The sequence below is a fragment of the Streptomyces sp. NPDC006458 genome (genome assembly GCF_040612135.1).
In the GTDB taxonomy this organism is placed as follows: Bacteria; Actinomycetota; Actinomycetes; order Streptomycetales; family Streptomycetaceae; genus Streptomyces.
Genome location: NZ_JBEXPR010000058.1, coordinates 1 through 20,092 on the forward strand (window position 1 = coordinate 1; position 20,092 = coordinate 20,092).

Here is a 20,092-nt window from a genome sequence, read left to right on the forward strand (position 1 = left end):
CCCTTCGCGTGCTGCTTCTCCACCGCACGTGCCGAGCCGGCGTGCGTCGCCTCCTGCACGCGGCGCTGGAGATCCGCGAGCTTGCCCGCGGTGGTATGAAGATCGGGGTCGTTCGTCCGCGACGGCTCGACCGTCATAGTTCGCTTCCGTTCTGCTCGGTGCGCCGCGCCCCGGCACTGGATTCTGTTATCACAGTACTCAGTACCGGGGGCGCGGGCAAGGGGCAGTCGGACGCGCGAGCGGCAGCTCGGAAGTGCGCGGCGCCGGGTTCGCGACAGATGGTCCTGTCCGGCGCCGCTGTGCTGAAGGGCACGGGCGGCGAGGCGCTCACCTGCGCCGAGGGCCCGCCCCTGCTCCAGCCGCGCGATGCAGTCCGCCGACACCTCCGCCAGGACGGCGAGTCCTCACGCCGCGGGCCAGAGGTGTGCCGGGCGGTACCCGTCGGCAGCGCCACAGTCTGGGGAGTCAGCCGTTCCCGCCACGCCCACGGCACGGTGGCCGGCCCACCGAGGCAGTCGTGCGTCCGTCGTCGCAGCATCGAACGGCGGCAGTCTGGTACTGCCGCTACCAGGCGGAAGCCTGTTCGCCGCGCTGATGCAGAGCGGACAGCCGCGGCAGTCGACGAGCCGTCTCGACCGAGTCGTCGAAGTCGAAGGCCCAGGCAGGGTCCAGTGGCGGGTACCGGATGGTGAAGGTGCCCGGAGGGAGCTGATCACCGGTCGCCATGATGTGGGCGTCCCAGGCGATACCCAGCACGCCCTCGTCCTCCAGGTCGATGCCGTCGGCCGCCGCGGCTTGAACCACGGCCAGTTCCGCGAGCGAGTCCGGATCGGTGACCGCGCGCTCGAAGACCTCGCGCCCCTGTGCGATCAACCAGCCACGGAAGTAGTCGAAGCCGTCGTCGGAGCATCCGCCGTTGATGATGTAGGCGGCGGCCCACAACGGGTTGGTGTAGGAGTCGGCCAGCAGCTCCCGGAGCACCCGCTGTGCCGCGCGGATCGCCTCGGCCGGACGGTCGGCCAGCAGCGAGGCCGCTTCGCGAGCGACCGCCTCGCTCTCTCGCGGGTCGCGCGCTTGGTCGCGGGCTGTCGCGATGAGCTGCCAGAACTCCTGCTTGTTCATGGTTGCAGAGCATGCCATCAGGCACTGACAGCGCAGCCGACCCGGACGACCGGGAGATCCAGGCCAGTTCGCCCGCCTCGCCGCGACCCGCGCCCCATGAGCCCCCGGGCACAGGTGGGGCCGCCCGCGCGGCGGGCGGCCCTTCCCTCACTTGCCGGGACACTCCTTCCACGCCATGTGGTACACGGTGCTGATGTCGCCGTCGGTCGAGTCCATCGTCATGAAGCTGACCTTGTCCGGCGAGGACGTACCCGCGTTCACGCGGATCTCCGTATTGATGTTGAAGTTGCGCTGGACCCCGCACGGCGCCCAGACGAGCTGCGCCCAGTCGGTGACGTCCGTGGCCTGCCAGTTGTCGTTGTAGGCGCCGCTGAAGGGATGGCTCTTGAACGCCGTCTGCGACGAGCCCTGGAAGTAGTACGAGGCCCGCTGGACGGCACTGGCGCCGGGCTGGAGCGAGGCGAAGCCTCTCTAGTGCCCCGACAGGCAACGTTCGCCCCGTCGCGACGCCCGGCACACCCTCTCGCCGCACCGGGCACAGACCCAAGTACATCCAGTACGAGGGCCTGCACCCGGCACACCGAGAGCACGCGCCGGACGCCGCTCCTTGAAGGGCAAACGCTGCCTGCCGGGGCACTAGTCGGCGCTGGCGATGGCGTACGTGAAGCCCTGCGGGACGTGGACGATCAGGTTCAGCTGGCAGTTCTTGCGGAACGCCGTGGGTGCGGAGTCGCCGCCGGCCTGGGCGAGGTACTCGCTGTAGGTCACCGTGAAGGCGGTGTTGTCCTCGGAGACTGCGACGGCGGCGGTGCCCGCGGGGCAGCCCGAGCCGTTCACAGTGGCGACGCCGATGACGATCTTGTCCGGGGGCGGGTCGGCGATCCCGCTCGACGGGCTGTGCGCGGGCAGAACGGCAGCGGTGAGAACGGCAGCGGCGCCGCTCAGGAGCAGCCCACCTGTCATGGTCTCTCCCCTTCGCTCGGATGGGTGGGGGGTGGCAGTGCCCGAGCCCTCAACAGCATGATTGCGTGGACAACCAATGAAGAAGCTGTGAAGAACCGGAACGTTCGCATCCTAGGAACGGGCCGGTTGCTCGCCCAGGGAGAACTCCGGCCATTCACCTCGGCCCGTTCACACCGCGACCTCCACCGGACAGCACCGGCAGGCGCGAGCCCCACCGCGCCCCACCCGGAACATCCGACACATCCCGCCCGCTCGCTCCGGCGCTCACTCTGTCGTCCGGGTCCAGATGACTCCCTGGTACTCCTGGAGGGAGAGGTCGGTGTAGTAGCTGCCCGTCACCACACACGTCGTGGTGCCGCAACTCGTCTCGTACAGGTACTGGCCGGGATCCTCGCCCGCGTCCGCCGGTAGCGGTGTGGGCGTGTCCACGGACCACGCGCCGGCCGAACCGGCCGTGTGGAGCAGCGCGTTGCGGGTGGTCTTCGCGGTGGAGTCCCAGTACGACACGAACGCGGCGCACTGCGTCGGTCCGCAGCCGACCAGTTCGAAGTGGTTGACGTAGGGAGGCTGAGGGTTGCGCGCGAGGTCGCCCGGATTCTCGTCGGCCGTCCAGGTCACACCGTCGGTGGTGGTCCACAGCACCGTGACGACATGGCCGCCGGCGGCCTTGTAGGACCCGGTGAGCGCGCACAGGGTCGCGCCGCACGAGGCCTGCTGGTACGTCGCCCCCGCACGGTCGGCGGCGCCGCCGAGGGGTTCCGGCTGCTGAACACTCCATCCGCTGTGCGCCGTCCAGACCCACACGAGGTTGCGGAAGACGCTCTGCGGACCGTAGTAGCTGCCAGGTGCGACACAGACGTCCCCGCCGCAGGACATCCGGTACGCCTGGCCGGGGTACGTCGCGTCGGCGGGCGAGGGTGGTGTCCGCCCCGCGTCCCACCCTGTCGACGGCTGCCAGGTCCAGACAACGCTCCGCCAGTCCTGCTCGCTCAGCCGGTACAGTCCGACCGCCGCGCAGACCGAGGAGCCGCACGACACAGCGGCATAGTTGGGTTCCAGGGTCGCGCCCGCGGGCAGCTGCGCCTTGCGCACCGACCAGCCGGAAAGCGGCCTCCATGTCCACAGCAGTTCATGGGCCACCCCGGCTGTGTCCCTGTAGTGCGCGGTGACAGCACACACGCCCTCGCCGCACGCGAACACCTGGTCCCCGGAGTCGGCGTTCCCGTCGATGTCCGGCGGCAGGGGCGCACCGGCCGCCTGCCACCCAGTCTCCCGGGTCCACGTCCACAGAACCTCGTGCCAGGCGGAGTCCTCTCGGCCCAGATACCAGCCGAGTCCGCCACAGACGTCGACCCCGCAGGACAGTGAGTCGGGGCCGGACAGCAGCCTGTCCGCGTCGGCGGGCAACGGGGCCTTCCGCGCCGTCCACACTCCGTTCAGCAGTGTCCAGAAGACCTGCGCGGTGGCCTCCCCGGAGGCGGCGTGGACGGTGACGCCCCCGACGCAGTCGCCCTGGCCGTCGCACTCCACGGAAGCGGTGTTGAACGGGCCGGTCTCACGTTCCACCCCTGCCGGATAGGGGGCGTCCCTCGTCTCCCAGACGCCGTTGCGCAGGTGCAGCAACGCATAGCGGTGGTGTCCGCCCGTATCCGGATACAGCGCGTGGCCCGCGCACACCGGGCCACCGCACGACACCGTCGGCACGGCGCCCGAGGGGCCGCCGCGTCCCGTGGGGAGGGGCGCCCGTGTCGAGGACCAGGTTCCGGCCACGGAGGGGGAGTTCACCAGGAGATCTGTTCCTGCCTTGGACGACGTCCCCGACGCGTCCACGAACCGGACGCCGAGTTCGGTGTATCCGCTGTTCCTGGGTACGCCGCTGATGGTCGCGCCGCGCAGGGTCAGCCCCGCGGGCAGCGAACCGGAAGTCAGCGACCAGGTTCCGGGTCGGTTGTCGGCGGTGGTGAGGCGGGCGGTGTACGCGCGGCCGGCGACGGCGTCGGGCAGATGCCGCGAGGTGATCACCGGGTACGTCTTGGACGTGGGGACACCCTTGGTCCGCGCCAGCAGCCTGCCCTCGTTCGCCCAGCCCGTCGGATTGGGGTGGTACCAGGTCATGTATGTCGCCAGGGAGGCGTCGATCACGGGCTGGACCATCCACCGCTTGGTGTTGGTCTTCTGCGCGTAAAGCCCGTGGTAGGGCGGTCCGTTGAACAGCGCCTGCGTGCTGACGAACCGGAAGTTTCCGCCCCCGGTCGCCGGGTTGAGACTCTTCACGACGGCCGCCTGCAGGGCGTCGGCCTGGACTCCCATCGTGCGCAGCCGCTTCCCGACCTTGACCGGCGGCGCGTCACCGGACTTCAGGGTGTACGTGCTGTCGCCCTCAAGGAGGGGGTACCCCAACAGCACGATGGAGGCGCCCGAGTTGGCCTTCGCCCGAATGTCCTTCAGAACCGTGGTGATCCGGCGCTGGAGCGTTCCGTTCTTGAGCATGCCCTCGGCCCGGCTGAGATTGGGGCCGCAGTGCTTGGCCGTCCGCGTCCTCGCGACCAGGCAGTGCTTGACGATGTCGCTGAAGTACGCGTCATTGCCACCGATGGTCAGGAGGATCAGATCGTAGGTGTGGTCGACCGCGGAGAGCTCCGGCGGTCGGCCGGCCCTGGAGTTGCGGAAGTCCGCGGTGACGGCGCCGCTGCAGGCCACATTGGTGACGGAAGCGGGTTGATCGTACGGGCTGGCCCCGATGGTCGAGGCGAACACTTCCGCGTAGTTCGCGTGAGAGCGGTAGCAGCCGGCGGCACCGTAGTAGCCGCCCGCGCCGTTGCCCGCCGAGTAGGAGTCCCCCATCACGAGAATCCGCATCGTGGGCCGGGGCGCGCCCGCGAGAGCCTGTCGGCTGTCGGCCATCGACGGCGTCCCGCCGCCCGGGGGCCTGGGTGCCGGGACGACGGGCGCCGCGCCCGCCGCGTCCGCCGCGGCCGTCCACGTGCCGGGCAGCGTGCCCGACAGAAGGGCCAAAACCGCGCACAGCACGACGCTCAGGCGTCGAACCACGGACTGAGTCGACACATGGCCCCCTGATCCCCCCGGACACCCGAAACCGCGCAAGCGACTCAAAGGGCGTCGCACCCAGAGGCGAACCGTAACGCAGTGTGAGGCGGCTGGTGCGCACTTCGGCGCGATCCGAACCCCCGGACCGGCCAACACCGTTGACCCACTGAGGTCACGCATCGCGACCCGTCCGGCGGCGAGTGGAGTTCGCGCAGGTCGAGTACTACGCGCTCGGCCAGTTCGACGATCGCGTTCGGCCCGGCCGTCGACAGGAGCGGTTGATCGCTGGTGACATCGGGCGGGACCAGAGGCAGGAGACCGCACGGACCCCTCGTGCGGCCCGCTACCGCGCACATCACGCACGACGGGTCGGGTACATGCACGAGCCGCACGTGCGGGGAGGTGCGCCGGCCGCGCAGCGGCATGGCTCGCCCGCACCCGAGCCCCGCTTCGGGGACACACCCGACCTTCCAGGACAGGGCGAGGATCGGTCTCGTTCCCGGTGACGCGGGCGCGTGCGCGTGCGCGGTCCCGCTGTACGTCAGCGGAAAGAGAATCGCGCCCTATGAGGTCACTGGCCCGGCCTCGCTACGGCCTCTCCCGCGTGAGTTCGCACCTCCCGTCGACGCAGGACCGGCTCAGCCGCCCGGCCGAGACGGTCTCGACGAGGCCGATCGCCCAGCACATGGGGCAGCCGCGCAGCGCGATCAGGCCGATCGGGGCGAGCAGCAGGCTCGCCGGGCCGACGACCGGCAGCAGGGCCAGGGACCCGGCCAGCGCGCCGAACCCGGCTGCGCCGCGGGCCAGATGGCGTGGAACGGTGGCGCTGGCGAAGCCGCCGCGTGCCGGGGTGTCGCGGGCACCGGCTGCGCGGGGTGTGGGAGCGGGCTTCGTTGTGGTCGAGTCAGGCGTCATCGTTCCTTCCCCTCGTTCCCCTCGTTCCGGTCGTTCCGGTCGTTCCGGTCGGTTCGGTCGGTTCGGTCGGTTCGGTCGGTTCGGTCGGTTCGTCGTGGAGCGCCTCGCGTACGGTCGAACGAGCCCGGTGCAGACGGGACTTCATCGCCGCCGTGCTGAGCCCGAGCCGGTCGGCGACCGTGCGGCCGGGCAGGCCCTGGATGTCCCGCATGACCAGCACCTGGCGCTGGTCGGCGGGCAGGGCGGCGACGGCGGCCGCGACGCGTTCGGCTTCCAGCCGCAGCAGGACGTCCTCCTCGGCCGAGCGCGTGGCGCCACCGATCGCGTCCAGGCGCCCCGACGTGTCGAATCGGTCGGACTCGGCGGCCGGTTCGCGGTGGAGCAGCGAGCGGGTGCGGCGCAGGCACTCGTTGCGGACGATCCGGAACATCCACGACGCCAGCGCCCCGGAGGCGCGCAGCATCCCGATCTTGCGGTAGAGGATGATCAGCGCTTCCTGGGCTGCGTCCTCGGCGTCCTGGGGTGTGGCGCACAGCGTGTGCGCGAAGCGGCGCACGTGCGGGTAGGAGTCGTACACCAACGCGGTGAGCGCCTCGACGTCGCCGTGTTGCGCCGCGGCGATCAGGGGCGCGCCGGGCCAGGTGCGGTCAGCCACGCTGACGCCTCCGGCGGCGCCGCAGCGTGACGGTGCACGCGCACAGCAGCAGCGCGGCGGCCGCGGCGATGATGACGGCGGTCATGTGGTCCTCCTGGTGGGCTACGGGGCGGACTCGGTCGTCCGCACACCTATGAGAGGCGCGGCGGGCCCGAAAGGATTCACCCCTGTTTCCCGGTCCCTCGCGAAGGAGGTCGGCTCGACCTCGCCGGCCCGGGTGTGCCGCGCGGCCCCACTCGGGGTTCGGCCGCCGAACGGGCTCAGGCGGCCGGCCGGCGTAGGGCTGTGGTGCCCTCCCGCCAGGCGGTGAGCAGCCTGGCGGCCAGGCGGTCCTCCAGGCAGGTGGTGGCGCGGATGCCGAACACGACGTCGGCGTCCAGGTGCGGCTCGCTCTCCAGGAGCCCGCCGACGACGTCGTTGCGTACGACCTGTTCGTGCACGGCGTCCGCCTCGACGTGCTCGGTGTAGAACCGTACGGCCGCCGGGCCCGCGTCGGTACGGCGCATCGCGTCGGCCAGTCGGCGGGAGGCCGGGGAGGAGGTCACCTCGACGGCGGCGAAGTGCCCGACGAGAGCGGCCCGCAGCGCCCGGTGCAGACCGAGCAGGGACATCAGGTTGACGGTGGCGAGCGCCTCGGCCGGGGCGGCGTCGACATAGCGGCCGTACGCCGTGTCGAGCCCGAGGTCCGCCATGGCGTCCGCGAACAGTTGCGCGTGGATCTCGTCGGCGCGGCCGGCGCCGAACTCGTCGTACTCGACGGCGACCATGGCCGCCTTCGCCCGCCCGTGCAGCCGGGGAATGACCCAGGCGTGCGGGTCGGCCTCCTTGAGGTGGTAGAGCGAGCGCAGCGCGGTGTACTCCCGCAGGTGCCGGAGGGTGCCTTCGTCCCGGAGGAAGTGGGAGACGCTGCCCTCGGTGCCGGTGACCGGCTCCCACTGGAGTTCGTCGAGCGCCCGCCCGGCGGTGTCGGCGTCGCCGTCCACCGGTGCGTCGGTGCGCAGCGCGCTCAGGAAGCGGTGCTCCAGCGCGCCGCGGACGGCCAGGAGCCGGCTGTCCCACTCCAGGTCGTCGCTGACGCCTTCGAAGCCCTGATAGTGCAGCTCGTAGAGGACGTAGAGGGCGAGCTGCAGATCGTCGCCGTACGGGGAGCAGTGCTCCGGGGACGGTGTGCTGCCGGGATCCGCGCCCCGCAGTGCGGCCGTGACGGCGGCCGAGAGCGGGCCGCGCGGCTCGGGCAACGGTGGGGGAACGCGCGGCGTCATGAGGCATCGCCCTCGCCGGGACGCGGGCCGCGGCGGCGGTGGCTGGTGTCGCACCAGGGGAAGATCCGGCTGCGGCGGCAGGTGCAGACGGCGACCATGAAACGCGTCGACACCGTCACCTCGCCGTTCTCGCCCACCACTTCGACCGGCCCCTCGACGAGGAGGGGGCCGTCGCGCTGGACGCGGACACGGCGGGGGCGGTCAGGGGTGTTCGGCACGGATCACCACCAGTTCCTCGGTCGTCCCGTCGGTCGTCAGGCCGTGTTCGCGCAGCCAGTCGAGTCGTGAGCGCAGCACCTGCCCGAAGGGCAGCCGGGCCCGGTCGACGATCCGGGCGTGCAGTCCGGCCCCGGCCAGGCGGGTCAGGGTGGCGCCGATGCCGCACAGGTGCGAGTGCACGAGCAGCAGCGTGCCCGTCGGTCGCAGCACCCTCGGCGCGGTGTCGCAGATGCGGTCGATCAGCAGACGGCCGTCCGTGCCGGCGTCCCAGGCCCTGGCCGGGCCGCGGGGCGGCACGGTGCCCGGCGCGGGCACGTACGGGGGGTTGGCGATCACCAGGTCGAAGCGGCGGCCGGGGACGGCCGTCGCCAGGTCTCCGTGGCGCACTCGCACGTTCTGCCGGTTCAGCAGGGCGTTGATCCAGGTGACGGTGACAGCCCGCCAGGAGATGTCGACCGCGGTGACGCGGCCGCCGAGCCGGGCAGCCTCCAACGCGAGCACGCCGCTGCCGGTGCCCAGCTCCAGTACGTCGGTCTCCTCCGTGATCCGCTCCCGGCACATCGCCCGTCCCAGGAGGCGGGTGTCGGTCTGCGGGGCGTAGACGCCCCGGGGAACCCAGCAGCGCAGCGGTGGGGCGGTGGCGAGGGGGGCGGCAGTCACGGTGTCCCCTTGTCGGTCGGGGGGTGGATGTCGGTGATGCGCCGACCGGGTTACCGCACACCTCGGCCGGGAAACCCCTGGCGCCCCACAGCTCACACTTCTCAGCGGCCGTACGCGGTCGTGCGGCGGCGGGACGACCTCGTGCGGCAGGGTCGCCCTGGTCGGGCCTGGTCGGGCGCGTCAGCGGTGCAGCCGCCTGCGCCCGTCCTGGTCAGGCGCGTGCGTGGCGCAGCCGCTTGCGCAGCGCGGGCTTGGAGGCGCGCTCCCACACCGTCGGCAGTTCCCCTTCCCTCTTCTCCGCGACGGCTTCCTCCCTGCCGTACAGCAGGCCCCAGGTGAAGCCGGTCTCGTGCGCCGTCCGGGCCGCCGTGGCGAGGTCCCTGAGCGTGCCGCGGGCGACCACGCTGTCCTGGTGGTCGCCGAGGAGCTGCTGCACCGCCTTGGCGCGCTTGCCCAGGCGCTTGGCCGGTTCGCCCACGGCCGCACGGGCCACCTCCGAGGCGTAGCGCACCTTCTTCGCCGACTTGCGGGCCTCGTGAAGGGCCACGTCGCGCCGTGCGCCCGGCGGAAGGGACAGGGCGACGCCCATGCCCTCGGCCAGGCGGTCGAACTCCTTGAGGACTCCCTTGACCATGACCTTGTCCGCCTCCCCGGCGGCCTTGGCACGCAGGGGCGGCTGCTCCACGAGCGTGGCGAGGGAGTCGAGCAGGGCCAGGTAGCGGCGCGAGTGCAGGGCGTCGAGAGTGCGCTGGTGGTTCTCGGCGTGGCGGGCGACCTCCCATACGCGCAGCCGTGCGGTCACCGGGCCGAGAAGCAGTTCCCTCGGCAGGGTCTCGATGCCGTGCGTGAGGCGCTCCATCAGCACTTCCTGATCACGCTCGGGGGCCAGTTCCCCGGCCAGCCACTTCAGCTCCCCGCGGACCGGGTCGGTGACCTCGCGGTCCAGGACGGACCGGTAGGAGCGCAGGCAGCTGCGCAGGCGGCGGCATGCGACGCGCATCCTGTGGACGGCGTCGGGCCGGTCCCGCCTCGCGGCCGGGTCGTAGGCGGTAAGACTCTCGATCTGTGCGCGCAGGTAGGCGAGCACCTGCTCACCGGCCGGGCCCGCGGACCGATCCGGCTCACCGGCCGGACCCGCGGACCGGTCCGGCTCACCGCTCGGGGCGGCCCCCGTCTCCTCGACCGCCCGCGCGAGCTTCGACGGCGCCTGCGCCCGAGCGAGGCCCCTCTCGCGCAGGGCCTCGTCCACGGCGTCCAGAACCGCCCTGTCGGCCTCCTCCTCCCCGGCCGTCTCCACCTCCAGTTCACGCCACGCCGTATGCCCGCCCTCCGCCCGCAGGGACTCCGCGTCAACGGCATCGACGCTCACTTCCGCGCGCGGAGCGCCCTCGGGGCCTTCGGCGTCCATGAGAGGCCAGACCTCACGGTGTGTGTGCATCCGGACCACAGGAGTCAGCTCCGCTCCCCGCGTGCGGGACAGGGTGAGGTCCAGCAGCGCGCCCGGGATGTCCTCGGTCGGCGCGGACCGGACCTCCTCCCGGCTGTCGCCCGGCAACGGCAGCTTCAGGTGCCATCCGGCGTCGGAGCCGCCGCTCCTGCGCCGCAGGGTCACCGAGGAGCCGAGCAGACGGAGATCCTCGGTGTCGTAGTAGACCGCGTCCAGTTCCTCGGAGTGCGAGTCGGCGACCCGCGTGACCCCGTCCAGCCGCTCCAGCTCGGGCAGCCAGGAGATGTCCTCGGAGGAAGGAACCTCGTACTTTCGCTCTGTCTCACGCATCGACCCGACCATGGGTCCCGGGTGCGCACTCCCCCGCCGTTCCAAACCCCGTCCCGTGCAGATGGTGGTGGCGATACGGACGGCCGCGGCGGTGCGGAGGCTGTCCGACCGCCGGCCGCGCCGCTAGCCTGACCCCGTGGACAACGATGAACACCTGCTGCACGCCTCGTCGTTCGGCTCGGCGGCGGTCGCGTACGCCGAGCACCGGCCGGACTACGCCGAGGCCGCGGTGCGCTGGGCGCTCGAACCCGCGCCGGGTCCGCGTGTGCTCGACCTCGGTGCCGGAACCGGCAAGCTGACCGCCACACTGGTCACGCTGGGTGCCGAGGTCATCGCGGTCGAGCCCGACGCGGCGATGCTGACCGAGCTGCGCCGCGCGCTGCCGGGCGTCCGTGCGCTGCCGGGCAGTGCGGAGGCGATCCCGCTGCCGGACGGGTCCGTCGATGCCGTGCTGGCCGGCAACGCCATGCACTGGTTCGACATGGCCGTCGCGGGACCCGAGATCGCCCGGGTCCTCGCGCCCGGCGGCGTCCTGGCCGGTCTGTGGAACCTCATGGACGACCGGGTCGAGTGGGTCGCCGGGCTCGCGCGGGTCAGCGGGAGCGCGGCCGTCGGCCCCCGGGACACACCCGACAGCTGGCGCGCCGAGACGGCAGGCGCGCACCTTCCGAGGACCGGCGCGGCCCCCCGGTTCGGCTCGCCGGAGCAGGTCGAGTTCCCGCACGGGCAGCGCCGCACCGCCGACTCGCTCGTCGCGACCCTCGCGACGCGCGCGGGGGTGCTGGTCATGCCGGAGCGGGAGCAGGAGGCCACGCTGGACCGGATCCGCGCGTTCCTCGCGGGCGGACCGGAGACCGCCCGCGGTGACTTCACGCTCCCGATGCTGACCGGCGTGCTGCGCGTTCGGCGACTGTGACGCGTACGTCACGGAGAGTGTGACGCGGGGCTCACGGCCCACCAGGGCGCGGGCCGCGTGCGGGACGGGGAGACGAAGCCGACGGTGGCCGCGGCGGTCGCGGCGGTCATGCTGAGCGGCACGCTCGGGACGAGGAGAGCAGGGCGCCCGCGTCCCAGGTTCAGGCCGTGAAGCCTCGGGATGTCCTCGTCGAGGGAGACGAGGTCGAGCCCGGTGCGCGGCGCGACCGCGACGGCCGGGCCCGCGGCGAGGACGGCCTCATCCCGGCCGGGTCCTGGGCGTGTTGCGGCTCGCCGCACCCATTGACCGTGTCAGTAGGGCCGGTTGACAGCCCCCGGCACCCAGGCCATCCCGGCAGAGCGCTCAGTGGCCCTGCTCGGCCAGGCGTTCCAGGGCCGCGAGGCTCTCCTCGATGCGCACGGCCAGCCGGTGCCGCCGCCCGAGCTCCAGGCACGCCTCCCAACTCGCCCTCGCCTCAGCCCATTCGCCGAAGCGCTCCCGGGCCTTCGCCACGGACAGCAGACAGTCCGCGGTGCCGGAGTGGTCGTTCATGCGCTGCCGGATCGCCAGCGCCTCCGACAAGGCGTCGAACGCCTCCTCGCGGCGGCCGAGGACGGCGAGACAGTCGCCGAGCTTGGTCAGGGTGGTGGCGAGGAACACGCCATGGCCCGCCTTCCTCAGCAGTTCGGCCACATGGCGATGGTCGTCGACCGCCTGGCCGTACTCGCCGCGCATCTCCCGGGCGTCCGCGATGCGGCTCAGCGACAGGGCCTCGGCCCGCGCGTCCGGTGCCTCACGGAACAGCTCCGTGTACAGCTCCCGGGACCGCAGGGCGAGCAGAAGGCTCTGCTCGGCGTCCCCGGACTGGCCGTGCAGCGCCGACAGGTTGCCGAGGATGGACGCCTGCGCGCGGAGGTCACCGCGCTCGGTGAACAGCTCCAACGCGATGCGCAGGTGTTGCAGGCAGGCCTCGTTGCGGTACGCCATGCCGTGCGCGACCGCGATCCGCCGATGCAGCCATGCCTGCCCGAGCGCGTCGTCGTGGGCGCGGGCGATCTCCATCGCCCTGCTCAGGCAGGCGTCCCACTCCCCCGTCCACCAGTGCGTACTGGCGTATCCGAACAGGCCCACGGCGAGCCGCCAGGCGATGTCGGAGCGGCCCAGTTCACCGGCTCGCTCCAGAGCTTCCTGGATGGCCGGCAGTTCCCTGGCCGACCAGCGGATCGCCTCGTCGTCGTCCGCGAAGACGGGCCCGTCCCCCGTGGGAACGTCGGTGAGCGGCGGCGGCGACTGAGTCTCCCCGGTGGCTGTCCGGCATGCCTCGGCGAGGGCCACCGCGTACCAGGTCAGCACCCGGGTGGCGGCCTTCTCCCGTTCCGCCGCGGGCTCCTCCGCGGCGACCAGACGTTCCGCGTACTCGCCGAGCAGATCGTGCAGCGCGTAGTGGTCGGGGGCGGGGCTGTGGGCGAGATGAGCGTCGGTCAGCAGGTCGAGGAGCGAGGCGGCCTTCTCCACGGACACGTCGAACAGGGCGGCGGCCGACCGCGGTGTCACCGGATGGGCCGCCCAGATCCCGAGCAGACGGAACGCTCGCGCCGCCTCGCGCTCCAGGGGCTCGGAGCTGTCGCGCATGGCCAGGTAGCTCACGGCGAAGGTCCGCTCGACGTCCACCGAGCCCATGGAGAGTGTCTCCAACCGGCCCTGATGCGGGGTCAGCCGACCGGCGAGCAGGGCGAGGGGCCAGGTGGGGCGGGAGGTCAGCCGTGCGCCCACGACGGTCAGGGCCAGCGGCAGTCCGCCGCAGGCGGCCAAGATGTCGGCCATGGCGTCCGGTTCGGCCAGGAGACGCTTCTCCCCGCACAAGGCGGACAGAAGTTCCCACTGGGAATCCGACGGCAGCGGGGTCAGCGGGACCGTGGCGGCGTTCGCCAGGTCGGGCAGCAGCTGGCGGCTGGTGACCAGAGCGACGCTGCGCCCCCGGGTCGGCAGGAGGGGCGCCACGTGGCCCGCGTCGCGCGCGTTGTCGAGGAGCAGCAGCACCCGGCGTTCGGCCAGTGCCTGCTGGAGGTGCAGAGCGCGGTCGTCGAGATCGTCCGGCAGCGAGCCGTGGCGGATTCCCAGGTCGGACAGGAAGCGGGGGATCAGCTCCCCGGGCGACCTCGGCCGGGCGGTGCAGTAGCCCCGCAGGTCGGCGTAGAGGATGCCGTCCGGGAAGGCGTCCCGCATCCGGTGCGCGACATGGACGGCCAGTGCGGACTTGCCCACGCCCGCCATTCCGGAGACGACGACCGCTCTGGCCTGCCGCTCGCCCTCGGCCTGTGTGCCGTCGCCGCCGGTGAGCAGTGCCGTCACCCGCTGCCCTTCGTCGACCCGTCCGACGAACGCCTGTGTGTCGCAGGGAACCTGGAAGGGCGGTGGCAGCTGGGACGGCCGTGCGGCGGGCCCGCGTTCGTCCCCGGCGAGCAGTGCCTCGTAGGCCTGCTGGGCGTCGGCGCCGGGTTCCACGCCGAGTTCGTCGGACAGACCGCGGCGCAGCCGGTGGAACAGCGCGATCGCGTCGGCCCTGCGGCCGGACCGGTCCAGGGCCGTCATGAGCAGCACATGGAACGCCTCTTGCAGCGGGTGCTCCGAGACCAGTGCCGTCAAGGGGCCGATAAGCTTCTCGTGCCGCCCGCGCCGCAGTTCGGCGTCGAAGCTCAACTCCATTATCTGCAGGCGTTCTTCGACGAGCTGGTGCACGCGGAGCGCGGGCTCGTCCAGCTCCGACAGCGGCGACACGTCGGCGAGGGGCGTGCCCCGCCACAGCGACTGTGCGATCTCGCCGTCGCGGACCACCGCGTCCCATTCCTGTCGGCGGTGTGCGCGCCGCGCCTCCCGGACCCGGGTCTCGAAGGCGTCGACGTCCAGTTCCCCTTCGTGGACGACCAGTTGGTAGCCCGAGGGGACGGTGAGCAGTCGTCTGACGCCCTCGTCGCCGACGGCCGCGAGGACCCTGCGCAGCCGCGTCAGGTGGTTGGCGAGGGCGGCGTCGGCGCTCGCGGGTATGTCGTCGCCCCACAGCGCCGACTTCAAGGCGTCTCGCGAGACGGCTCGGTTGGCTCGCAGCAGCAACGCGGCCAGGAGCGCCCTGACCTTGGGACTGGATACCGGCAGCGGCCCGTCCTCATCCTGCAGAAGAAGTGGACCGAGCAGGCCGAACTTCACCACCGTGCCTCCCCCGAATCACAGTGGACGGGGCCCGTGATGGTCCCGCCGCGGCCCATCGTACGTTCCGCCACCGACAGGCGATCACGGCGGTGACCTGGAGGACCTTCTCCGTGGCGCGTACTTTCGCACCGGTCGTGGTTCGGGTGGGCGGCCGCCCTGCGGCCCGGGGCGCGCGCACGCGCCCGGGGTCACCGGTGGTGCCGGTGGCCCCGGGCTTCAGGGTGTCAGGGCCTGACCAGGACGCACCATCTTCACGGCCGCCGCGGAGATCCGCCTTCCCGGCCAGTTGCGGATGCAGCACCGTCACGGCCGCCCGGCCACCGCGGACCGACCGAGGTGCGTCCGGCCCATCCCGCCCACGCCCAGCCGGGCGACGATCCGGTACGGACCCACTGTCCGCGGGGCTCCCTCGCTCGGTGCCTCGACTCGAACGCCGACGCGTCCCCGGTCCACCCGTCCAGGGCCGCTGCTGCACGGGAGGCATGCCCCGGTACCGCTCCGGTTCCCCGTCCGCGGTCACCCGAAAGGGTGCGACGAGCGGTTGGACGCCGACGGCCCGGCACGCGCGTCGGCGCATGAGGGGGTGTATCCAGAACGTATGGTGCCCACACGTCCCAGCCGTCGCCTCCCGTCACTGGAGCCGCGTCGTGCGCTGCTGGCCGTGCCGATCGTGATCATCGTGCTGGTCACGCTGGTCGACATCCTCGCGCCGCCCAGGGTTCACCTGGGGCCGTTCCTCGTCGCGGCACCCGCTGTCACCGCCTCGTTCGCCGGGCCCCGGACGACCGCGTTCGTCGGCGCGCTCGCCGTGCTGGCCCAGGTCGCCGTGGCGTCGGTGCGGACCAGTGCCGTCGATCTGAACCACAGCTTCCAGCTCATCACCCTCATCCTGATGTCGGCGTTCGTGACGTCCTTCGCGGCCCGCCGGGAACGTCATGAGAGGGAAGTGACCCAGTTGCGTACGGTGGCCACGGCCGCCCAGGAAGTGGTGCTCAAACCGCTCCCCCACCGGATCGGCCCCTTGCGCATCGCCTCGGTCTACCTGGCCGCCGAGTCCGAGGCGCAGATCGGCGGCGACCTGTACGCCGCGGCCCGGACGGAGCAAGGAACGCGGTTCATCGTCGGTGACGTCAGGGGCAAGGGCCTGTCGGCCGTCGGAGACGCCGCCCTGCTCCTCGGTGCGTTCCGGGGCGCGGCGCACCGGCAGCCCGACCTGCCGATGCTGGTCGGCTTCCTCGAAGGCACGGTGGCCTCCGATCTCGACGACCCCACGGCAGCGGACGCCGCGACCGCGGACCGCGGCGAAACGTTCATCACCGCCGCCGTCCTGGACATCCCGGACGACGAGCCGGCACTTCATCTGATCAGCTGCGGGCACCCGCCGCCGCTGCTGCTGCGTCGCGGCCGCGTCAGCTTGCTGGAGATGCGCCATCCGGCACCGCCGCTGGGTCTCACGGGCTTCGCCGACACCGACCACCGCGCGGCGACCTTCGCCTTCGGGCACGGTGACATCGCCCTGCTCTACACGGACGGCGTGATCGAGGCGCGCAACGGGGACGGCGCGTTCTACCCGCTGGAGGAACGGGCAGCCGGCATGGCCGACAAGGGGCCCGACGCGCTGCTGGCCCGACTACGCGAGGACCTCCTCGACCATGTCGGCGGTCACCTGGGCGACGACGCCGCGATGGTGGCGATCGAGCGCGCCGATCCCTGTCCCGAAGACGTGTGACCCCGGGTCACCGGGCGCAAGGGCGGCCGACGGCCGGGCGGCCGCCCTACCGTCGAGCATGCCGCGCAGCGGGGCCTCTTGACTCTCGCGCCCGATACCGGACAGCTGGTGCAGGGCCACCTCGAACTCGAACCGGCCGCGCCGGAAGGAGGTGGCGCAGCCGCCGGGGATGGTGTGCCGCTCGACCAGCAGGGTGCGCACTCCGGCGCGCTGGAGGGTGGCGGCGGCGGTGAGGCCGGCGTTGCCCGCCCCGACCACGACGGCGTCGACGTCGGTCATGCCTCAGCCGCCTCTCCGGCCGCGCGGGTGATCCGGTCGAACTGGGCGCCCATGGCCGCGGCGAGCGCCTGCGCAGCGGAGAGGGGACGGACCATGACGGTGAAGTCGTCGATCCTCCCCTCCTCGTCGAAGTGCAGGAAGTCGCAGCCCTGGATCTGCTTGCCGTCGACGGTGGCCGTGAAGACGAAGGCGTGGTCACGACCGTCCGGCTCGGCGATCTCGCGGACGTACGTGAAGTCCTCGAAGACGCGCAGCACACCGCGCAGGATCGCGGCGGTGATCGCCTTGCCGGGGTACGGCTTGAAGGCGACCGGGCTGGTGAAGACGACGTTCTCCGCGAGCAGCGCCTCCAGGGCGGCGGCGTCGCGGTTCTCGACGGCGGTGCGGAACGGGTGCATGGCGACAGACCTCGCACTCAATCGATTATTCAAAAAGTTGAGTAACGGATGTCCCGGAGGGTACGCCTCACGCCCGCACGCCGCCACCCTGTGGGCGCGGAGTGACGTAGGCGACTTGCTCATGCGGCGCGCCCGCCGTCACCTCGCTTCGGCGCATTCGTCGACGACGGCACAGAGCCGGCGGATCAGGCTCAGGACGTGAGGGCCCGGGTCCTCGGTGGACCTCATGTGCGGCGCGTCCTGGAGCCACTTGTGCCACAAGCCACCCGGGCGCAGGAAACGCGCCGCCCGGTCCCCCGGGAGGTTCAGCTCGACGAACATGAGGGCACCCATGACCACGCCTTGGTCGTAGCCGAGGTCGGGGCGGCGAAGGTAGCGGTCGAGGTAGGCGGCCAGGAGATCGGCGTCGCGCGATGTGCCGAAGCCGGCCAGTGCCACGCAGTAGGAGAGCCCGGCGCAGCAGACCTCGCTGGCGAGCAGGAGTTCTCCGAGGCGCTCACGGAACTCGGTCCGGCGCGAGACGGCCACGAGCCATGTGGCTGTCCTCCGCTCGCGCCAGCTGCCCTCAAGGAGGGTGTCGATCTCCTGCGCGGTGACGACCTGCGCGTCTTCGCCGAGCTTTCGCAGGAATCGGTGGTACTCAGGATCGCGCATGTTCAGCAAGGTGCCGCCGAGCTTCAGATAGCGCCGCTCGGGCGTGACATAGCGGCGGACCAGGGCCAGCAGTTCGGCGTCCTCGTGGGCGTGGCGTATCACGGTCCGATCCTGGCTGGTGGGTGGGTAACTGCGCCAGATCTAACGGGCGTTGTGCCGCTCGCCCGGCGGGAGGGGTGGAGGGGGCGATGAGCGGGACGGATATCGTCGTGGGCTCATACGGATGTTCGGTCTCGTCGCAAGGAGCCAAGTGATGGCAACGCTTCCGGAGATCACGGCCTTGCTGGGCGAAGCGCGGTTCAACTGGTCCGATCCAGAACCGTGGAACGGACTGGAACGGGAACTCGGCGTCGAATTCCCCGCGGACTTCCGTGAGATCGTGGACGCCTACGGCTCGATCGAGGTCAACAAGCAGCTGTATCTGATGCATCCCGCCGGTCATCTTCTGCATGACCTGGGAAGTTTCATCAGGAAGGATCTCGAACTCTGGCGCGACGAGGACATGGTCGAGTACCTGCCGAGTCCGGTGGGGGCGAACCCCGGTGAGTTGATACCGGTGGCGACGGCCACGACGGGGGAGGCGGTCTTCCTGCGCGTTCCTGACGAGTCCTCGTCGCCCTGGCGGGTCGTTGTTCAGGAGTTCGACAGTCCGGCCTGGACTCTGTACGAGATGACGTTCAGTGAGTGGTTCCTGGCCTATCTCAAGGGCAGGGATGTGACGTTGTGTTCCCGCAACTTCGCGCCCGACGGCCCGTTCTGCCAGTTCCTGCCCTGAGCGGGGACGGGGAGGACACTGTCAGGCAGGCTGCCACAGCTCGATCCGGTTGCCCTCGGGATCGGTGACCCAGCCGAATCGGCCGACGCCCTCCATGTCCTGCGTCTGCGCGGCCACGTCCGCTCCCTTGGCGCGCAACTGCGCGAGCATCGCGTCCAGATCGCGGACCCGGAAGTTGAGCATGGTCCGCTGGTCGCGGGATCCGAAGTAGTCCGTGTCGGACTCGAACGTCGCGAACACCGTCGCCCCGGCTTCCTGGCGCCACAGGCCGTTCTCGTCGACGTCCAGCCCCAGACAGTCGCGGTACCACTCGCTCAGGGCCGCCGGGCCGGCCGCTCGCAGGAAGTACCCACCGATTCCAAGCACACGTTCCATGCCGACATCCTGCCAGGACGGCGATCGGGAGGTCGGCACCACGCGCTTGCGGCCCGGAGGGAGCCGGCACGGGCCGCCGCTCGCGCGGGCTCCCTCCGGACTTCCTGCCCGCCGAGGGCGAGTACGACGACTGGCGGGTGTGCGTCCAGGATCCGGCGGCTGAGGACTCCGTCACGGACGAGGTGTATCTCGTGACGCTCTCGCTGTCGTCGCCCGACAACGGCTGCCCGGAACCGGACCGGGGCAGGGACGCCCATCTGCCCGACCGTGACGACGACGGCGACCCCGACTACCTCGACCCGTACCCCGGCGACCGGAACCGCAACAGGCTCTACCCGGACGGCCCGCCGAGCGGCTCGGGCGGCGGCTCGTCCGGTGACGACGACGGCGGCTGGAGTGTCTGCTGGCACACCCGCTGGTGCTGACCCCGGGCCCCGGGCCCCGGTCATACGACAGGGGCGAACACCCCGGCCCGGAGCTCGGTGCCCCGGTCACTGTTGCCCCGCGCCATGACCAGGCGACGCACAAAGCACACATTCCCACCATTGTGGCATTCGAGGGATCGTGGGCGAAGGGCGCAACCACGCACCCCCGGCCGCGCGACTAACGGGCAGACAGGCACACCAAGCAAGGGAGAACCGCCGTGAACGCAGCCAGCGACACGCTCGTCCCGACCGCGGACGTCTGGCCGATCTGCGACCCGTACCTCTACTCGCCCCCGGCCTGCTCGACCGAGGGCAACGCCGGCCTTCTCGCCGACCACGACGGCGGCAGCGACTTCCTGCTGCCGCCCCCGGACCCGGCCCAGCGCCTGAACATCCCGGTCAGCCCGGCGGACCAGCGTCGACTGGACCTGCACGCGGCGCTCACCGTGCGCGGCATCGCGCCACGGCCCGGCGACCAGGACGCCATCACAGCGATCAGTTCCCTCGGCGACGCGGTCACCGACTCCGTGCTCCGCTGGGTCACCAGTTCCTAGGGCCCCAACAGGCAGCGTCCGCCCCATCGCGACGCCCGGCAGGTGCGAACGTCGCCTGTCGGGGCGCTAGTGCCCCGACAGGCAACGTTCGCCCCGTCGCGACGCCCGGCACGCCCTCTCGCCGCACCGGGCACAGACCCAAGTACATCCAGTACGAGG

General features: G+C 71.7%; 18 protein-coding genes and 3 pseudogenes. 5 read left to right on the forward strand and 16 right to left on the reverse strand.

All coding sequences use genetic code 11. The features are described from left to right. Window positions 1–564: 564 nt before the first annotated feature. The 10 genes and pseudogenes from ABZZ79_RS38465 to ABZZ79_RS38510 form a co-directional block, all read right to left on the reverse strand. The gene (locus ABZZ79_RS38465) at window positions 565–1,122 is read right to left on the reverse strand and encodes a DUF4240 domain-containing protein (protein ID WP_356697143.1); all 558 of its coding nucleotides are present in this window, start codon (window positions 1,120–1,122) and stop codon (window positions 565–567) included. A gap of 147 nt (window positions 1,123–1,269) precedes the next feature. Further along, a pseudogene (locus ABZZ79_RS38470) lies at window positions 1,270–1,593 on the reverse strand (DUF4360 domain-containing protein); the annotation flags it as partial. Window positions 1,594–1,761: 168 nt separating this feature from the next. Next, a pseudogene (locus ABZZ79_RS38475) lies at window positions 1,762–2,085 on the reverse strand (DUF4360 domain-containing protein); the annotation flags it as partial. A 264-nt stretch (window positions 2,086–2,349) separates the two neighbouring features. Further along, a complete protein-coding gene (locus tag ABZZ79_RS38480; RefSeq protein ID WP_356697145.1) occupies window positions 2,350–5,136 on the reverse strand; it encodes a GDSL-type esterase/lipase family protein in 2,787 nt (928 codons plus the stop codon). A 585-nt stretch (window positions 5,137–5,721) separates the two neighbouring features. Beyond that, complete coding sequence (locus tag ABZZ79_RS38485) at window positions 5,722–6,048, reverse strand: hypothetical protein (RefSeq protein WP_356697147.1); 327 nt, start codon at window positions 6,046–6,048, stop codon at window positions 5,722–5,724. After that, window positions 6,038–6,703, reverse strand: coding sequence for a sigma-70 family RNA polymerase sigma factor (locus ABZZ79_RS38490; RefSeq protein ID WP_356697149.1), 666 nt, complete (start codon window positions 6,701–6,703; stop codon window positions 6,038–6,040). Before ABZZ79_RS38490 ends, ABZZ79_RS38485 begins: the two co-directional genes overlap by 11 nt. Before the next feature lie 260 nt (window positions 6,704–6,963). Then, complete coding sequence (locus ABZZ79_RS38495) at window positions 6,964–7,965, reverse strand: iron-containing redox enzyme family protein (protein ID WP_356697151.1); 1,002 nt, start codon at window positions 7,963–7,965, stop codon at window positions 6,964–6,966. Continuing rightward, window positions 7,962–8,183: a CDGSH iron-sulfur domain-containing protein gene (locus ABZZ79_RS38500; protein WP_356697153.1), complete on the reverse strand. Its 222-nt coding sequence runs from the start codon at window positions 8,181–8,183 to the stop codon at window positions 7,962–7,964. Before ABZZ79_RS38500 ends, ABZZ79_RS38495 begins: the two co-directional genes overlap by 4 nt. Further along, window positions 8,167–8,844, reverse strand: a complete 678-nt coding sequence (locus ABZZ79_RS38505; RefSeq protein WP_356697155.1) for a HemK2/MTQ2 family protein methyltransferase — start codon at window positions 8,842–8,844, stop codon at window positions 8,167–8,169. Before ABZZ79_RS38505 ends, ABZZ79_RS38500 begins: the two co-directional genes overlap by 17 nt. Before the next feature lie 211 nt (window positions 8,845–9,055). Then, complete coding sequence (locus tag ABZZ79_RS38510; RefSeq protein WP_356697157.1) at window positions 9,056–10,633, reverse strand: CYTH and CHAD domain-containing protein; 1,578 nt, start codon at window positions 10,631–10,633, stop codon at window positions 9,056–9,058. Between the two features lie 124 nt (window positions 10,634–10,757). On the opposite strand from ABZZ79_RS38510, the gene ABZZ79_RS38515 reads away from it, so the two are divergent. Next, the gene (locus ABZZ79_RS38515; RefSeq protein WP_356697159.1) at window positions 10,758–11,537 is read left to right on the forward strand and encodes a class I SAM-dependent methyltransferase; all 780 of its coding nucleotides are present in this window, start codon (window positions 10,758–10,760) and stop codon (window positions 11,535–11,537) included. Between the two features lie 33 nt (window positions 11,538–11,570). Here ABZZ79_RS38515 and ABZZ79_RS38520 read toward each other — a convergent pair. Both ABZZ79_RS38520 and ABZZ79_RS38525 read right to left on the reverse strand, forming a co-directional pair. After that, window positions 11,571–11,791, reverse strand: a pseudogene (locus ABZZ79_RS38520) (ABC transporter permease); the annotation flags it as partial. 109 nt (window positions 11,792–11,900) lie between these two features. Beyond that, window positions 11,901–14,744, reverse strand: coding sequence for a BTAD domain-containing putative transcriptional regulator (locus tag ABZZ79_RS38525; protein ID WP_356697161.1), 2,844 nt, complete (start codon window positions 14,742–14,744; stop codon window positions 11,901–11,903). 598 nt (window positions 14,745–15,342) lie between these two features. Here ABZZ79_RS38525 and ABZZ79_RS38530 point away from each other — a divergent pair. After that, window positions 15,343–16,473: a PP2C family protein-serine/threonine phosphatase gene (locus tag ABZZ79_RS38530; RefSeq protein ID WP_356697163.1), complete on the forward strand. Its 1,131-nt coding sequence runs from the start codon at window positions 15,343–15,345 to the stop codon at window positions 16,471–16,473. Here the strand turns inward: ABZZ79_RS38530 and ABZZ79_RS38535 are convergent. From ABZZ79_RS38535 to ABZZ79_RS38545, 3 genes are all read right to left on the reverse strand, one after another. Continuing rightward, window positions 16,375–16,752, reverse strand: coding sequence for an FAD-dependent oxidoreductase (locus ABZZ79_RS38535; protein ID WP_356697165.1), 378 nt, complete (start codon window positions 16,750–16,752; stop codon window positions 16,375–16,377). The genes ABZZ79_RS38530 and ABZZ79_RS38535 overlap by 99 nt on opposite strands. Beyond that, complete coding sequence (locus tag ABZZ79_RS38540; protein ID WP_356697176.1) at window positions 16,749–17,150, reverse strand: nuclear transport factor 2 family protein; 402 nt, start codon at window positions 17,148–17,150, stop codon at window positions 16,749–16,751. Before ABZZ79_RS38540 ends, ABZZ79_RS38535 begins: the two co-directional genes overlap by 4 nt. A 138-nt stretch (window positions 17,151–17,288) precedes the next feature. Continuing rightward, window positions 17,289–17,906 carry a DUF6000 family protein gene (locus tag ABZZ79_RS38545; protein ID WP_356697167.1) on the reverse strand — a complete coding sequence of 206 codons (618 nt, stop codon included), beginning with the start codon at window positions 17,904–17,906 and terminating at the stop codon, window positions 17,289–17,291. A 121-nt stretch (window positions 17,907–18,027) separates the two neighbouring features. Here ABZZ79_RS38545 and ABZZ79_RS38550 point away from each other — a divergent pair, with 121 nt between their 5' ends. Further along, window positions 18,028–18,579: an SMI1/KNR4 family protein gene (locus ABZZ79_RS38550; RefSeq protein ID WP_356697169.1), complete on the forward strand. Its 552-nt coding sequence runs from the start codon at window positions 18,028–18,030 to the stop codon at window positions 18,577–18,579. Window positions 18,580–18,600: 21 nt separating this feature from the next. Here the strand turns inward: ABZZ79_RS38550 and ABZZ79_RS38555 are convergent, their stop codons facing one another. After that, on the reverse strand, window positions 18,601–18,954 hold the full coding sequence (locus ABZZ79_RS38555) for a VOC family protein (protein ID WP_356697171.1): 354 nt from the start codon (window positions 18,952–18,954) through the stop codon (window positions 18,601–18,603). Between the two features lie 191 nt (window positions 18,955–19,145). Here ABZZ79_RS38555 and ABZZ79_RS38560 point away from each other — a divergent pair, with 191 nt between their 5' ends. Both ABZZ79_RS38560 and ABZZ79_RS38565 read left to right on the forward strand, forming a co-directional pair. Next, on the forward strand, window positions 19,146–19,379 hold the full coding sequence (locus ABZZ79_RS38560; protein WP_356697172.1) for a hypothetical protein: 234 nt from the start codon (window positions 19,146–19,148) through the stop codon (window positions 19,377–19,379). 218 nt (window positions 19,380–19,597) lie between these two features. Then, complete coding sequence (locus ABZZ79_RS38565) at window positions 19,598–19,933, forward strand: hypothetical protein (protein WP_356697174.1); 336 nt, start codon at window positions 19,598–19,600, stop codon at window positions 19,931–19,933. The last annotated feature ends 159 nt before the right edge of the window (window positions 19,934–20,092 follow it).